14 protein-coding genes are annotated in these 13,962 nt (G+C 37.8%); 8 read left to right on the plus strand and 6 right to left on the minus strand.

All coding sequences use genetic code 11. The features are described from left to right. Positions 1 to 169 precede the first annotated feature (169 nt). The 3 genes from HWX04_RS04770 to HWX04_RS04780 form a co-directional block, all read right to left on the minus strand. A complete protein-coding gene (locus HWX04_RS04770; protein WP_175869058.1) occupies positions 170 to 943 on the minus strand; it encodes an alpha/beta fold hydrolase in 774 nt (257 codons plus the stop codon). Next, positions 940 to 1,452 carry a DUF192 domain-containing protein gene (locus tag HWX04_RS04775; protein ID WP_175869059.1) on the minus strand — a complete coding sequence of 171 codons (513 nt, stop codon included), beginning with the start codon at positions 1,450 to 1,452 and terminating at the stop codon, positions 940 to 942. Before HWX04_RS04775 ends, HWX04_RS04770 begins: the two co-directional genes overlap by 4 nt. 234 nt (positions 1,453 to 1,686) lie before the next feature. After that, on the minus strand, positions 1,687 to 2,262 hold the full coding sequence (locus tag HWX04_RS04780; protein WP_175869060.1) for a cold-shock protein: 576 nt from the start codon (positions 2,260 to 2,262) through the stop codon (positions 1,687 to 1,689). A 325-nt stretch (positions 2,263 to 2,587) separates the two neighbouring features. On the opposite strand from HWX04_RS04780, the gene HWX04_RS04785 reads away from it, so the two are divergent. The 5 genes from HWX04_RS04785 (at position 2,588) to HWX04_RS04805 (ending at position 7,445) form a co-directional block, all read left to right on the plus strand. Then, complete coding sequence (locus HWX04_RS04785) at positions 2,588 to 3,721, plus strand: ABC transporter substrate-binding protein (protein ID WP_175869061.1); 1,134 nt, start codon at positions 2,588 to 2,590, stop codon at positions 3,719 to 3,721. Between the two features lie 113 nt (positions 3,722 to 3,834). Continuing rightward, positions 3,835 to 4,911 (plus strand): branched-chain amino acid ABC transporter permease, encoded by a 1,077-nt coding sequence (locus tag HWX04_RS04790; RefSeq protein ID WP_175869062.1) that lies wholly within the window; start codon positions 3,835 to 3,837, stop codon positions 4,909 to 4,911. Next, complete coding sequence (locus HWX04_RS04795) at positions 4,911 to 5,969, plus strand: branched-chain amino acid ABC transporter permease (RefSeq protein WP_175869063.1); 1,059 nt, start codon at positions 4,911 to 4,913, stop codon at positions 5,967 to 5,969. Before HWX04_RS04790 ends, HWX04_RS04795 begins: the two co-directional genes overlap by 1 nt. Beyond that, entirely contained in the window at positions 5,966 to 6,748 is a 783-nt protein-coding gene (locus HWX04_RS04800; RefSeq protein ID WP_175869064.1) for an ABC transporter ATP-binding protein, read from the plus strand. The genes HWX04_RS04795 and HWX04_RS04800 overlap by 4 nt, the downstream gene beginning before the upstream one ends. Continuing rightward, complete coding sequence (locus HWX04_RS04805) at positions 6,735 to 7,445, plus strand: ABC transporter ATP-binding protein (RefSeq protein ID WP_175869065.1); 711 nt, start codon at positions 6,735 to 6,737, stop codon at positions 7,443 to 7,445. Before HWX04_RS04800 ends, HWX04_RS04805 begins: the two co-directional genes overlap by 14 nt. Before the next feature lie 95 nt (positions 7,446 to 7,540). Here HWX04_RS04805 and gatA read toward each other — a convergent pair whose 3' ends face one another. Both gatA and gatC read right to left on the minus strand, forming a co-directional pair. Then, positions 7,541 to 9,025, minus strand: coding sequence for an Asp-tRNA(Asn)/Glu-tRNA(Gln) amidotransferase subunit GatA (gatA, locus tag HWX04_RS04810; RefSeq protein ID WP_175869066.1), 1,485 nt, complete (start codon positions 9,023 to 9,025; stop codon positions 7,541 to 7,543). A 26-nt stretch (positions 9,026 to 9,051) separates the two neighbouring features. Next, positions 9,052 to 9,339, minus strand: coding sequence for an Asp-tRNA(Asn)/Glu-tRNA(Gln) amidotransferase subunit GatC (gene gatC / locus HWX04_RS04815; protein ID WP_175869067.1), 288 nt, complete (start codon positions 9,337 to 9,339; stop codon positions 9,052 to 9,054). Between the two features lie 149 nt (positions 9,340 to 9,488). Here gatC and ruvX point away from each other — a divergent pair, with 149 nt between their 5' ends. Then, positions 9,489 to 9,968 (plus strand): Holliday junction resolvase RuvX, encoded by a 480-nt coding sequence (ruvX, locus tag HWX04_RS04820; protein ID WP_175869068.1) that lies wholly within the window; start codon positions 9,489 to 9,491, stop codon positions 9,966 to 9,968. Here the strand turns inward: ruvX and HWX04_RS04825 are convergent. Next, positions 9,953 to 11,572: an acyl-CoA dehydrogenase family protein gene (locus tag HWX04_RS04825; protein WP_175869069.1), complete on the minus strand. Its 1,620-nt coding sequence runs from the start codon at positions 11,570 to 11,572 to the stop codon at positions 9,953 to 9,955. The genes ruvX and HWX04_RS04825 overlap by 16 nt on opposite strands. 125 nt (positions 11,573 to 11,697) lie before the next feature. Between HWX04_RS04825 and HWX04_RS04830 the strand changes: the two genes are divergently transcribed. Both HWX04_RS04830 and HWX04_RS04835 read left to right on the plus strand, forming a co-directional pair. Further along, a complete protein-coding gene (locus HWX04_RS04830; protein WP_175869070.1) occupies positions 11,698 to 12,663 on the plus strand; it encodes an aspartate carbamoyltransferase catalytic subunit in 966 nt (321 codons plus the stop codon). Next, a complete protein-coding gene (locus HWX04_RS04835; protein ID WP_175869071.1) occupies positions 12,660 to 13,961 on the plus strand; it encodes a dihydroorotase in 1,302 nt (433 codons plus the stop codon). The genes HWX04_RS04830 and HWX04_RS04835 overlap by 4 nt, the downstream gene beginning before the upstream one ends. The last annotated feature ends 1 nt before the right edge of the window (position 13,962 follow it).

The following is a 13,962-nucleotide window of genomic DNA, read 5'->3' on the forward strand; positions in this document are numbered from 1 at the left end:
AAATAAAATATTATTGCATCACTCAAAAATAATTCTTTTTAATGAATTTTAAAACATGGTTATCTAACCTTAAAAGAATTATACATCTTAAAAAAATATAAAAAATAAGCTAATAAGAGTCTATTTTTCTGCCTATTTTTTATAAAAACTTATGCCAGAATAGAAAACTTTATTTTATAGGATAACGAGAGAGAAAATCGGTAACAGCTTTTTTATAAACTTTATCGCCTACAGCAAGCATATGATCCCGACCAGGAATTGATAAAGCTTCACCACAAGGCAACAAGGCTGCTAATGGCTCTGCAGCACCGCCAATCTCATCTAATGAACCGACGGCAACAAGTGCGGGTTGTTCAATTTTATAAATTTCAGATGCCGTTAACTCTTGTTTTGATGTGATAATACAAGCAGCCAGAGCACGTCTATCACTTTTCGTGTGATCAGCAAATTTACGGAACATTAAACCACGCGTATTGGTAATGGTAGAGGGATCTTCTGCTAAAAGAGCTTCAACAACAGGCTCCCAATTTCCTGCTCCCGTTACCATACCAATACCTAAACCACCAAAAATAACGCTTTTCACATATGTTGGATGCAAAAGAGCCATAAAAGCACTAATACGAGCTCCCATAGAATATCCCATAATATGGGCTTTAGATAATTCTAAATGCTGTAATAGTCTTACTGCATCGCCAGCCATAGCTTGAGGTGTATAAAAGTTAGGATCATAACTTTTTACTGAATCTCCATGTCCACGGTTATCAAAAGCAATGACACGATATCCAGCTTCAGTAAGAATACGAAACCAACCCGTTGCATACCAATTCACCCGTGCAGAAGATGCAAAACCATGAATCAATAAAATAGGTGTCCCCTGCCCCTCTTCTCGATAAGCAAATCGCAAACCATCATATTCAAAAAAATGAACGTCTTCAGCGGTCATTTTTTATTGCACTTTCCACAAATGACAGGATGAATAACACGTTGCCCTTTTTGTATCTGTTTTTCAGAAACTTCACCAGTATTAATCTCAATTGCAAAAGCGGCAGGAACACCTGAGGAAATGATCTTTTTTGAAAATGGAGAAGTGTTTTCAATAATTGATACAATAACCCCTTCAGAGTTTAAAAAAATCATATCTAAGAACAAAGGTGTATTGGCCATCCACATAAAAAACTTCTGTTTATCTTCCGATTGATAACTTTTTTGCTGCTTAAAAAGCATTGCACGATTGCGTGGAAAATCAGTCCGATACATTAAACCAGCTGCTGCTTGAGAGGGAGTAAAAGCAATCTCTACCTTATAAGAAACCACACCATGTTTTGTGTATATTTCTAAAGGAATCGGATGAACAGGGATCTTTATAGGCTCCTTCGCGACAACAATACGCATTTCTAACATAAAAAGTATCGCCAATAAAACGATATGCCCCTTTTTAAAAGGCTTTAGCATTCTTATCTCCACCACAGAAAAATTTTAAATTTTGTTTCTAAAATAAAAAATATCAGAGGTTAAAAACCAAAAAACAAAAAAGTTTATTCCCTTATTTTTCAATAATATACGCATATTTTTATTTTAAGAGAGCCAATAACATAAAAGACTGTTTATAGCTATTTACGCAATAACAACTCTTTAAAAAACACAGAAAAATGCTGATTTCTCTCGTAAAATTCAATGAGAAACGATTTAATGTGTCGCAAAAGGAATACCTATATCTGGATAAATTTCCGCTGTCATCAAACCTTTTTCCCCTTTACCAAAACGGACAAGAACAACTTGCCCTGAACGAAGTTCTGCTAAACCAAAACGGCGCAACGTTTCCATATGAATAAAAATATCTTCTGTTCCCTGCCCACGGCTAAGAAAACCAAAACCTTTGTCACGATTGAACCATTTAACAATTGCACGTTCTAGGCCACTTTCTGGAGTAACAACAACATGAGTACGGGCAGGGACTTCTGATGGATGAACCGCTGAAGAACAATCGATGGATTTTACCTGAACACACTTTAATCCTCGTTCCGTTTTTTCCACAGCACAAATAACTTTAGCGCCCTCCAAAGCTGTTTGGAAACCATCCCTTCGCATGACTGTAACATGCAATAATATATCGGGAAAATGAGGTAAATCAGGTACAATAAATCCATATCCCTTACTACCATCAAACCACTTAATGACACCACTGACTTCGATAATCTCCCCACAAGTACCTATACTATCCTCAGATAGGGAACAATCCTTTAATGCGTCCTTACTCGTCATAATAACGTGATCCTATAGCTTATAAATTGCACGATATTGATTCTCTAGGCTTAAGTAAACATTGCTCTTGCATCAACACGCAAGCCCCAAGATAAGATTTCCCCATATTGTCGTATCTCTTCCATGTTAATATCAACATGAAATTTATAAAAATATTGATAAAACTATTTGATTGTACGCTTTACATATTTTACAAGGATCGCCCTACAAAAAAGGTCATATAAAAGTTTTTTTACATAATGATATTTTCATTAATGGTAACTTGCATGATGAAGAAGTTCAATATAAGGTGCAAAAACGACAATTCAATTAAGGAAAATGCGCAATGCAATTGAAGAAAATCCTTACGACAATCACAGCTTTCATGGCACTTACAGCAAATGTTTATGCGAGTGAACCTATCAAAATTGGTGTTTATCTTCCATTAAGTGGTCAAAATGCTTTTGGAGGCCAGCTTGAAATTCGAGGGATCGAATTAGCTCACAAACAAGTCCCAGAAATTTTGGGACGTAAAGTAGAACTTGTTATTATTGATAATAAGTCTGATAAAGTGGAAGCAGCGAATGCTGTTATGCGTTTAACAGCAAGTGAAAAGGTAAGTGGAATCATTGGTAGTTATGGTTCTTCACTCTCGTTGGCGGGTGGTGAAATATCTGAAAAAGCAAAGACTCCGACCATTGCAACTTCTTCAACAAGTCCCCTTGTTACACAGGGTAAAAAATATTACTTTCGCGCTTGCTTTATTGATTCTTATCAAGGAATAGGAATCGCAACTTATGTAAGCCAGACTTTACAGGCAAAAAAGGCTGCTATCCTCAAAGACATTTCAAGCGATTATGCTATTGGTCTTGCAAGTTATTTTACGCGTACTTTTAAAAAATTAGGTGGTGAAATTATCTCAAATTTAAATTATAATTCTGGGGATCAGGATTTTTCAGCTGTTCTCACACAGATTATCGCGAAAAAGCCTGATATCTTATTCATTCCATCTTACTTTTCTGAAGGTGCCATCATCATGAAACAAGCGCGTGAATTAGGAGCTAAGTTTCAAATTATGGGTGGCGATGCCATGGATAATCCCGAAACCATTACGATTGCAGGAAGTGCAGCAGAAGGTTTCTTACATACGACACTTCCCTATAGTGAGGATATGCCAAATATGTCAGCCGCTGCGCGAAAATTCACAGAAGAATGGAAAAAAGCTTATCCTGACAAAGAGCCAAATATCAATTCAGTTTTGGGATATACAAGTTATATGATGTTCATGAAGGCGATTGAAAATGCTGGCAGCGCTGATCGTGAAAAAATTACGATCGCACTGAGCAAATTAAAAGATTTTCAAACGCCCTTTGGTGATATGTCGATGGATGAAAATCATAATCCTACGATTCCTATTGGTATCATTAAAATACAGGATGGAAAACGTGTTTATTTAGAAGAAGTTAAACCTGCTTTTTAATTTAAGAGTTGTACTTATTAAAATGCTAAAATTGGTTGAGAATATTTTTCTCAACCAAAAGCTTAGAGATTTATTGTTATCCTATATAATTAACAAATGTGGAAGGATGAGAGATGAGCACTGAAATGTTCATCCAGTATTTTTTTAATGCACTGGCATTGGGATCTCTTTATGGGCTTATTGCTATTGGTTATACCATGGTCTACGGTATATTGAGATTGATTAACTTTGCTCACGGTGATATCTTTATGCTGGGGGCCTATTTTGTTTTCTTTTCCACAATTAGCTTTATGCCTGCTTGGGCAGCGCTTCTTCTTTTGTTCCTTGCTGCTCTTATTTATTATTCAGTATTTATAGGATTTAAAAGGCGTCCCCCCATCTATTGGGTTGCCACCTTTTTAATTCTTGCAATAGGGTTTGTTTATTATGTAAAAATTTCCCCACAAGATTTTACCCCGATCTGGGTTTTAGCTCTTGGTTTTTCGATTTTTATTACAAGTTCAGTGGGGATTATTGTTGATCAACTTGCTTATAAACCCTTACGCCATGCGCCACGTATTTCGGCACTTATTGGTGCAATCGGTGTTTCTTTTTTTATTGAAAATCTTGCTACTGTACTCTTTAGTGGTGTTCCTAAAGGTGTAAAACAACCAGATTTTCTGGTAACACCATTTTTATGGCATCTAGAACCAGAAGCAGAGGGTATCATTAGAATTGCTCCCATGTCGCTGATTGTTCCCATTGTGTCATTGATTCTTATTGCCTTATTGTTATGGATTATCCATAAAACAAAACCTGGTCTTGCTATGCGTGCAATCTCTCATGATATTGAAACGACACGTTTAATGGGAGTTTCTGTCAATAAAGTCATTGCATTTACATTTGGGATAGGCTCAGCACTTGCCGCTATAGCCGGCATTATGTGGTCTTTGCGTTATCCTCAAATTCAGCCTTATATGGGCGTTCTTCCTGGTCTCAAAGCCTTTATCGCTGCCGTTATCGGAGGTATTGGTTCGATACCAGGAGCAATGTTGGGAGGATTGTTATTAGGGTTTATTGAAATTATGATTATTGCATTTTTCCCCACGCTATCTGGATATCGAGATGCCTTCGCTTTCATTTTATTAATTCTGATTTTATTGGTATTACCCACGGGATTAATGGGTAAAAAAAGTCAGGAGAAAATCTAATGGCAAAGTCAGTGACAACTTTTTTATCGTGTATCAGTATTTTCGTTCTTATAGGTTTTTTATTTTATGCGGATAACCATTTTAATGACTATACACTCCGTATCATAAATCTGATTGCTATTAATGCGATCTTGGCAATTTCGTTGAATTTAATTTACGGCTTTACAGGCATGTTTTCTCTTGGACATGCTGGTTTTATGGCTATTGGTGCTTATGTTTGCGCAATTTTACTTCTTTCCCCTGAACAAAAAGAGATGATGTGGATTCTTGAGCCTATTGTTGAACCATTATCCAATCTGCAACTTCCTTTTTTTGTTGCTGTTGTTGTCAGTGGTTTGTGTGCAGCAATTATTGGTTTATTGATTGCTTTGCCAATCTTACGTCTTGGTGGCGATTATCTTGGAATTGCAACATTGGGTTTTGCAGAAATTATCCGCATTCTCATTACGAATGCGACATCTTTCACAAACGGTTCTTTGGGAATCAAAGGGATACCTCAGGATGCAACATTATGGTGGAACTATGGTTGGTTAGCATTTACAATTCTTTTTATTGCCCTCTTACTGCGAAGCAATACTGGTAATGTATTACGTGCTATTCGTGATGATGAAATTGCTGCAAAAACCATGGGAGTTAATGCCTTTTTCTACCGTAGTTTTTCTTTTACTGTTGGGGCGTTTTTTGCAGGTATAGGTGGAGCATTAATGGCTGCTCTTATTTCAACCATTGATCCAAAAATGTTTAATTTTTTGCTCACTTTTAATATTTTGATGATTGTTGTAGCGGGAGGTTTGGGTTCAATTACAGGAAGTATTATTGGCAGTATTATTATTACAGTCATGCTTGAATGGCTTCGTATTATTGAAAGTCCATTTGTCTTAGGTTTTATACATATTCCAGAAACACCAGGACTTCGCATGGTTGTTTTTTCTCTTTTATTACTGATAATTATTTTATTTTGGAGAAAAGGGTTGATGGGGCAACGTGAATTCTCATGGAATGGAATTTATAGTTTTTTGGTACGCAAAAAGTTTTCTAATACTGAAGGAAAGCTATGAACGACACTCTTCTTTCACTCAATGATATTGTAATGCGTTTTGGCGGATTAGTTGCTGTCAATAATGTTAATATGGCCATTAAACGAGGAAGTATTACTGGATTAATTGGACCCAATGGTGCTGGAAAAACAACAGTTTTCAATATGATTTCTGGATTTTATGCCCCTACAAGCGGTACCATTTTTTTCGATAAACAAAAAATTTCAGGAGAACCTCCTTATATTGTCTGCAGGCGCCACATTGCCCGAACATTTCAAAATATTCGTCTTTTCTCAGGATTAACGGTTTTACAGAACGTTATGGTAGGCGCTCATGTCCGTCAAAAATATCCTTGGTTTTATTCAGCTCTCTTTTTTTCAAAAGCAATGAAAGAAAAAAGAGAAGTTTATAAAAATTCCATGGAGCTTCTTGAACGACTACAACTTGATCACCTTGCTCATCAATTGGCAACAGCTTTACCTTATGGTGTACAACGGCGTTTAGAAATTGCACGCGCATTAGCGACAAAGCCTAAATTACTTCTTCTTGATGAACCTGTCGCTGGCATGAATCCACAAGAAAGTGAAGATCTTAGAAAATTCATAGCAAAAGTGCAAAAAGACTTTGATTTAACAATTCTTCTTATTGAGCACGATATGAAAGTGGTTATGGGGCTTTGTCAACACATTTTGGTTATGGAATATGGCTGTTGCATTGCTAATGGCACACCAGATGAAATTCGCAATAACCCTAAAGTTATTGAAGCTTATCTTGGCGGAGATGTTTATGGATATTCTTAAAATAAAAGATCTTCACGTTCATTATGGCGCCATTAAAGCTGTCCAAAATCTTTCTATGTCCATAAAAAAGGGGAGTATTGTTACTTTAATTGGAGCCAATGGTGCTGGAAAAAGCAGTATTGTACGCTCTATTACAGGACTTAATCGCTCTGTTTATGGAGAAATTACCTATAATGGCAAATCAATTGTTAAAAAATCACCAGAAGAGATTTTGCGATTAGGGATTGCTCTCAGCCCTGAAGGGCGACGTATTATGCCGCATCTCACTGTTTTAGAAAATCTCCATCTAGGTGCTTATATTCGCGATGATAAACAGGGAATTGCTCGTGATATTGAATGGATATTTGATCTTTTCCCACGCCTACGTGAAAGATCAAAACAGTTGGGAGGAACAATGTCAGGGGGAGAACAACAAATGGTTGCTGTAGGGCGTGCACTCATGAGCAATCCTGATATGGTCATATTAGATGAACCTTCGTTAGGGTTAGCCCCCCTTCTCGTTCGTGAGATTTTTTCGATTATCCGAAAAATTAATGATATGGGAAAAACTGTTCTTCTTATTGAACAAAATGCATTTGCTGCACTTTCTATCGCTGATTATGCTTATATTTTAGAGGTGGGGCATATTTTATTTCACGGTGACGGCAAAACTATGCTTTCTGATCCGCGTGTTAAAGAAGCCTATCTTGGTGGATAAAGGCGAGAAATTAAGGAAATAGAGCTCATTCCTCCTCCTTTTAAAGGAGCATTTCTCATCACTGATGAGAAATGCTTTTATTTGAAGTTTGATGATTATATCCACCATTTTTCTGCACGGAATATTCCTGCGGCTTGTTCAATAATGTGTGCTATTTGAAAAATGACTTCTTCAGCAAAAGGTTTACCAATCAATTGCAATCCTAGGGGTAAACCATTTGATGACAGACCAGCAGGAACAGAAATTCCTGGTAAACCAGCCATATTAACTGGTACCGTAAAAATATCATTAAGATACATTGCAACAGCATCATTTTTTATTTTTTCATCAGCAATACCAAAGGCAGGTGTTGGTGTAGTTGGTGTAAGAATAGCGTCAATGCCTGAATCAAAACATTGATCAAAATCACGTTTTACGAGTGTTCTTACTTTTTGAGCTCTTAGATAACAGGCATCATAATAACCTGATGAAAGAACATAAGTCCCAACCAAAATACGCCGCTTGACTTCATCACCAAAACCAACAGAACGGGTATTTTCATACATTTCAATGATATCTTTTCCAGGCACGCGCAAACCAAAACGGACACCATCATAACGCGCTAAATTAGAAGAGGCTTCTGCAGGAGCTATAATATAATAAGAAGGTAGGGCATATTTTGTATGAGGTAAAGAAATATCATGTATTTCAGCGCCTGCATCTTTTAACCAATTTATTCCCTTTTGCCAAAGTTCAATAATTTCAGGTGATAACCCATTCAGATGATATTCTTTTGGAATACCAATTTTCATTCCTTTAATTGATTGACCAAGATAACTTTCATAATCAGGAACTGGTAAATTCATGGAAGTAGAATCTTTTTCATCAAAAGAGGCCATTGATCTGAGTAAGATAGCACAATCACGAACATCTCTAGCAATAGGTCCAGCTTGATCAAGAGATGAAGCAAACGCGACAACGCCCCATCGTGAACAACGTCCATAAGTTGGTTTTATTCCTACAGTCCCAGTAAAAGCTGCAGGTTGGCGTATTGAGCCACCTGTATCTGTTGCTGTTGCACCAGCACAAATTTGTGCAGAAACAGCGGCAGCCGATCCCCCTGAAGAACCACCGGGGACGAGTTTTTCATTCGAACCTTTTTTTCTCCAAGGGCTAATAACGGAACCATAATATGATGTCTCATTAGAGGAGCCCATAGCAAACTCATCCATATTAAGTTTCCCTAACATCACGGCACCATCTTGCCATAAATTAGCCGTAACGGTTGATTCATAGTGCGGTTTAAAACCATCAAGGATCTTGGAACAGGCTTGAGTATGAACATCACGGGTTGCAAAAAGATCTTTAACGCCTAAAGGGATTCCTTCCAAAAGCCTCCCCTCTCCTCTTGCCAAGCGGTCTTCTGATTCAGCAGCCATTTTTCTTGCTTGTTCTGCTGTTATTGTTACATAAGCATTCAAAGTTGGATTAGCCAATTCAATTGCTTTTAAATAAGCCTCCGTTAATTCCGTTGCTTTGAGCTTTTTCTTTATGAGAGCATCACGAACTTGTGCAATTGTGAGGGTTGTTAAATCAGTCATATTGGTTCTCAAATTTCAAAAAAAAGTTACTCGACAATTTTTGAGACAAGAAAAAATTTTTCTTCTGTAACAGGGGCATTGGCGACAATATCTGCTGCTTTATTGCCATCTGTCACACTATCTTCACGCATTCGTAGAGTCATCGGTATCACAGAAATTAATGGCTCAACTTCACTGACATCAACTTCATTCAATTGCTCTACAAAACCTAAAACAGCATTGAATTTTTTTGTCATAGGTTCTACCTCATTATCACGGATGGCAATCCGCGCTAAACGTGCAACTCGCTTGACGGTTTCTTTATCAACAGACATACTCTTTACGCCTTTCTGTTTTTTTGTTTTATGCATTGATCTTTATTCTCGCTATACAAGGCTGCGCTTGCAAGCGCAAGAATATTAGATAACATGAATAAAGAATATAATTATAGATCTAAAACATTAAAGAACGTATTATAATCCTTATGGCTGTTATTAATATAAATGAAGTTATGACACATCTTTTGCCTGGACAAACAATAGCAGGCTTAGATTTAGGAACAAAAACGATTGGAATTGCGATTTCTGATATGGGGCTGACTGTTTCAAATCCGCGTCCTGTGCTCCAGCGAAAAAAATTTACAGAAGATGCCCACACACTTGTTAAAATTTTTGATCATGAAAATGTAGGCGTCATTATCATTGGCTTACCTCTGAACATGAATGGAAGCAGTGGCTCTCGTGTTCAAGCAACCAAAGCTTTTGTGAGCAATATGAAAGGGCATACAAAAATTCCATTTGTTTTTTGGGACGAACGCTTATCAACAATTGCCGCAGAGCGTTCTCTTTTAGAAATGAATGTATCACGTGCTAAAAGAGCAAGCAGAATTGATTCGGCAGCCGCTGCTTTTATATTGCAAGGAGTTCTCAATAGAATTCAAAACTTTCATCATATGGAAGGATAGAGAACATTGAGCAAATGCCCTGCATTATAGCGCGCAATGAGCATCCCGTAGGAAGATCTCCATTGTCCCCCAAGGCGGCTTTCCATATAGGCATTTGCAACATGTTCTATATCCGTAGAACGTAATGATGCGGCTGCGGCTGCATAGGCTACTTGTTCAACAAAAAACCTTCCTGCACCTTCATTTGCCGCGGCCATATCACCGGCAGACTTAATAATTTCAATGGCTCGTGGTCCTGCTGGGCCAATATCAAGAGCAATTTTTTCTAACAATTTCTGAAACAATCCTGGTGCTTTTTCAGCAATAAGAATGGCATCCCTTACCAATTGATTACCAGAACTATTTCTCACAATTCGCGCAGGACCATTATGCAACATTTGTGATAATGGATTATTCTCTATAAAGCTTTCGATACCAACTTGTGCAATAATTTCACCAATAATAGGCACAACCAATTGGCTGACGTGATAAGCAATAATAGGTGTCATAATGCGAGCAAAAGCTGCTTCAGAACGGTCATTTGCTGCATTGTCAAAGGCTCGCGCTAAACGCAAAACCAATGCTTGTGAAGCAGCAACATCTAATGCAATATCTGCAAAAATACGTTCTGTCAGTGGTGGTAAAGGTTGATTTGGCATTTTTTTTCGAAAAAAATCTATGCCAAATTGAAGGGCAGCTCGTAAAACACCTGACGATATGACAGATTGATCAAAACGCATCATGGTCTCGATATCTTTAATAACTTTAAGGCCTTCTCCAGCATTTCCCAAAAGCCAGCCATAACTGCCTTGAAAATCAACAACTCCCTCTGGTGATAAAAGTTCTCCAGAACGCTGAATTAAATGACGAATCGATATCAATCCATTTAATGCACCATTTTCCTGTATACGTGGAACAAAAAAACAACTTAAATGACCATTTAAATCTGCACTAACAAGATATCCATCAGCTGTAGGATTAATAACATTAGTTTTTACAACATTTAAACGATACAGATCACGTTCCATGTTTTCATCGAAAGAAATTTTCTTAACACTTGGAAAATTGAAAGCGTATTGTTCAATGTCATCAAAGGCACACGTCAAAGAAGCGGATTTTTTATGATGAATAGGCTTTGATGAAGAATCATATTGGCGTGATAAAAGGGCATTTTGCCATTTTTTGAAGAGCCTACTATCACTAATTAAGACAGCAATCGCCGCACTCGTTATAATAACCTCATTCAAATGCCCTGTTTCTAATCCAGCAGATAAAGCTAAACGAATCGCACGCGCTTGATAGCGTACCCCATTTTCTGAGCTTGTATTTTCCCAAAGCGAGGTAACCAATCCCGCTTGTCTAGAATATTGTTGAAGGTCTTGATAGGAAGAATGTCTTTCTAATTTTTCTGTCCGCTGTCCCCATTCATCGTTGTAACACAATAAAGGCTTATAATGATTCGCTGAGCAAGAAAGCTTCCATGCTTCTCGACTCGCAGCAAAATCCCCTATTTCTTCAAAGCTTGCTAATAAAGATTTAGGCAAAGTAGAGGCCATACGAAACATAAGCGTATCGCTAAGAAATGTATTTTTTCGACGAGCATTTTGCGCAGAGACAGCACTCATGAGTCTATTCCTATATTCAAATTATTCATATCATGGACTATTTGTCTTTTTAGAGTTAAAAAACATTTATCATATTCAAACAAATGCTTGTTGAATCTGTTTAGAGAGAGATAAAGAAGAATGCTATGATTCAAGATAATTTTTTTCCACTTTTCCCTCATGAACATCTTTTAGCTATTAAAGATCTGAGTGTACAAGATCTTAATACATTGCTTGATCGTGCAGAAGCAAACATTATCCTTTCTAACAAAATTGATAAAACAAAATCTATTTTGCGCGGACGAACTCAAATTAATCTCTTTTTTGAAGCTTCTACGCGAACACAATCTTCTTTTGAATTAGCTGGTAAAAGGCTGGGAGCAGACGTGATGAATATCGCGATCGGCAACTCATCTGTAAAAAAAGGGGAAACCTTACTTGATACAGCCGCAACGCTTAATGCGATGAAGCCAGATATACTGGTTTTTCGCCATAGCAGTGCGGGAGCAACAGCTTTATTAGCGCAAAAAGTTGATTGTTGTGTCATTAATGCAGGTGATGGTGCTCATGAACATCCAACCCAAGCTTTATTAGATGCTCTCACCATTAAAAGAGCAAAAGGTCGTATTGAAGGATTAACGGTTGCCATTTGCGGAGATATCTTGCACTCACGTGTTGCACGTTCTAATATCCTTAGTCTTAATGCTTTGGGTGCTCGTGTTCGTGCTGTTGCCCCTTCAACACTCTTACCCACCGAAATTAATCATATGAGTGTTGAGGTTTTTAACACCATGAAAGAAGGTCTTAAAGATGCTGACGTTATCATGATGTTACGCTTACAGCATGAACGGATGACAGGCTCTTTTATTCCCTCTACGCGTGAATATTTTTATTATTTTGGCTTGCATAAAGAAAATTTAGCCTATGCTAAAAACAATTGCATTATTTTGCATCCTGGTCCCATAAACCGTGGTGTAGAGATTGCATCAGACATCGCTGATGGTCCACAAAGTATGATTCATACACAAGTAGAAATGGGCATTGCAGTGCGTATGGCGGTTATGGAGATTTTATTAGATTCACGCTTGAAAATCAATGGAGAAAAAAAATGATAAAACCAATTGTTTTTCAAAAGGCTCGTATTATTGATCCTTCACGCGCAATCGATGAAATTGGAACAGTTATTGTTGAAAATGGACGGATCATAGCCGCTGGAAAAGAAGCTTTGAATCAGGGGACACCAGCAGGAGCAAAAGTTATTAATGCACAAAACAAAGCAATTCTTCCTGGACTTGTTGATGCGCGTGTTTTTGTTGGAGAACCAGGAAATGAAAATTGTGAAACAATTGCATCTGCAAGTCAAGCAGCCGCAGCAGGTGGTATTACTTCCTTTCTTATGATGCCAGACACGCATCCAGTTATTGATAATGTTGCTCTCGTTCAATTTATTAAGCGCACAGCAGGGGAAATGTCATCAGTCAATATTTACCCCGTTGCGGCAATCACACAAGGTTTTAACGGACAAGAAATAACCGAATTTGGTTTACTCAAGGATGCAGGAGCCGTTGCTTTTAGTGAAGGGAAAAAAACACTTCAAAATTCATCTGTTATGCGACGTGCAATGACTTATGCACGCGATTTTGATGTCCCATTGATACACGAAACGCAAGATAAAGACCTTACAGAACACGGCGTAATGAATGAAGGATTGCTCGCCAGTTGGCTTGGTCTTTCTGGCATCCCCCGTGAAGCAGAAGTTATTCCACTTGAAAGAGATCTGCGCTTAGCAGTATTAACGCAAACACGCTATCATGCTGCTCAGATATCGACAGCACTCTCTGCTGATTCCCTTCGCTTAAGCAAGCAACGCAGTGAAAAAATTTCAGCTGGTGTATCGATTAATCATTTATCTCTCAACGAAAATGACATTGGCCAATATCAAACTTCTTTCCGTCTCATGCCCCCATTGCGTACAGAAGAAGACCGTATAGCAATGATTGAAGCAATAAAAGATGGGACGATAGATGTTATTGTCTCTTCCCATGATCCTCAGGGTATCGATACAAAACATTTACCATTCAATGATGCAGCAGCTGGCGCTATTGGTATGGAGACCTTATTGAGTGCAGCTTTGCGTCTTTATCATAATGAGAGCCTATCTCTTCTACGGATAACTGAACTTTTATCAACGACACCTGCAAAGCTCTTTGGACTCAATGCAGGAACACTGAAGAAAGATGCTTATGCAGACCTTATTGTGGTTGATCTTGAAGAACCATGGGTTGTTTCGACAGAGAATCTCTATTCACGTTCAAAAAACACCCCCTTTGAGAATGCACGTTTTCAAGGACGTGTCCTCCAAACCTTTGTGAAAGGGAAATCCGTTTTTAAACTTGATCAACAGACTTAAA

The organism is Bartonella gabonensis, assembly GCF_903679515.1.
Lineage (GTDB): Bacteria > Pseudomonadota > Alphaproteobacteria > Rhizobiales > Rhizobiaceae > Bartonella > Bartonella gabonensis.

Excerpts from the sequence above, each read along its gene's own strand:
- HWX04_RS04770 (WP_175869058.1), bottom strand. The coding sequence starts at position 943 with ATGACCGCTGAAGACGTTCATTTTTTTGAATATGATGGTTTGCGATTT.
- HWX04_RS04775 (WP_175869059.1), bottom strand. The coding sequence starts at position 1,452 with ATGCTAAAGCCTTTTAAAAAGGGGCATATCGTTTTATTGGCGATACTT.
- HWX04_RS04780 (WP_175869060.1), bottom strand. The coding sequence starts at position 2,262 with ATGACGAGTAAGGACGCATTAAAGGATTGTTCCCTATCTGAGGATAGT.
- HWX04_RS04785 (WP_175869061.1), top strand. The coding sequence starts at position 2,588 with ATGCAATTGAAGAAAATCCTTACGACAATCACAGCTTTCATGGCACTT.
- HWX04_RS04790 (WP_175869062.1), top strand. The coding sequence starts at position 3,835 with ATGAGCACTGAAATGTTCATCCAGTATTTTTTTAATGCACTGGCATTG.
- HWX04_RS04795 (WP_175869063.1), top strand. The coding sequence starts at position 4,911 with ATGGCAAAGTCAGTGACAACTTTTTTATCGTGTATCAGTATTTTCGTT.
- HWX04_RS04800 (WP_175869064.1), top strand. The coding sequence starts at position 5,966 with ATGAACGACACTCTTCTTTCACTCAATGATATTGTAATGCGTTTTGGC.
- HWX04_RS04805 (WP_175869065.1), top strand. The coding sequence starts at position 6,735 with ATGGATATTCTTAAAATAAAAGATCTTCACGTTCATTATGGCGCCATT.
- gatA (WP_175869066.1), bottom strand. The coding sequence starts at position 9,025 with ATGACTGATTTAACAACCCTCACAATTGCACAAGTTCGTGATGCTCTC.
- gatC (WP_175869067.1), bottom strand. The coding sequence starts at position 9,339 with ATGTCTGTTGATAAAGAAACCGTCAAGCGAGTTGCACGTTTAGCGCGG.
- ruvX (WP_175869068.1), top strand. The coding sequence starts at position 9,489 with ATGGCTGTTATTAATATAAATGAAGTTATGACACATCTTTTGCCTGGA.
- HWX04_RS04825 (WP_175869069.1), bottom strand. The coding sequence starts at position 11,572 with ATGAGTGCTGTCTCTGCGCAAAATGCTCGTCGAAAAAATACATTTCTT.
- HWX04_RS04830 (WP_175869070.1), top strand. The coding sequence starts at position 11,698 with ATGATTCAAGATAATTTTTTTCCACTTTTCCCTCATGAACATCTTTTA.
- HWX04_RS04835 (WP_175869071.1), top strand. The coding sequence starts at position 12,660 with ATGATAAAACCAATTGTTTTTCAAAAGGCTCGTATTATTGATCCTTCA.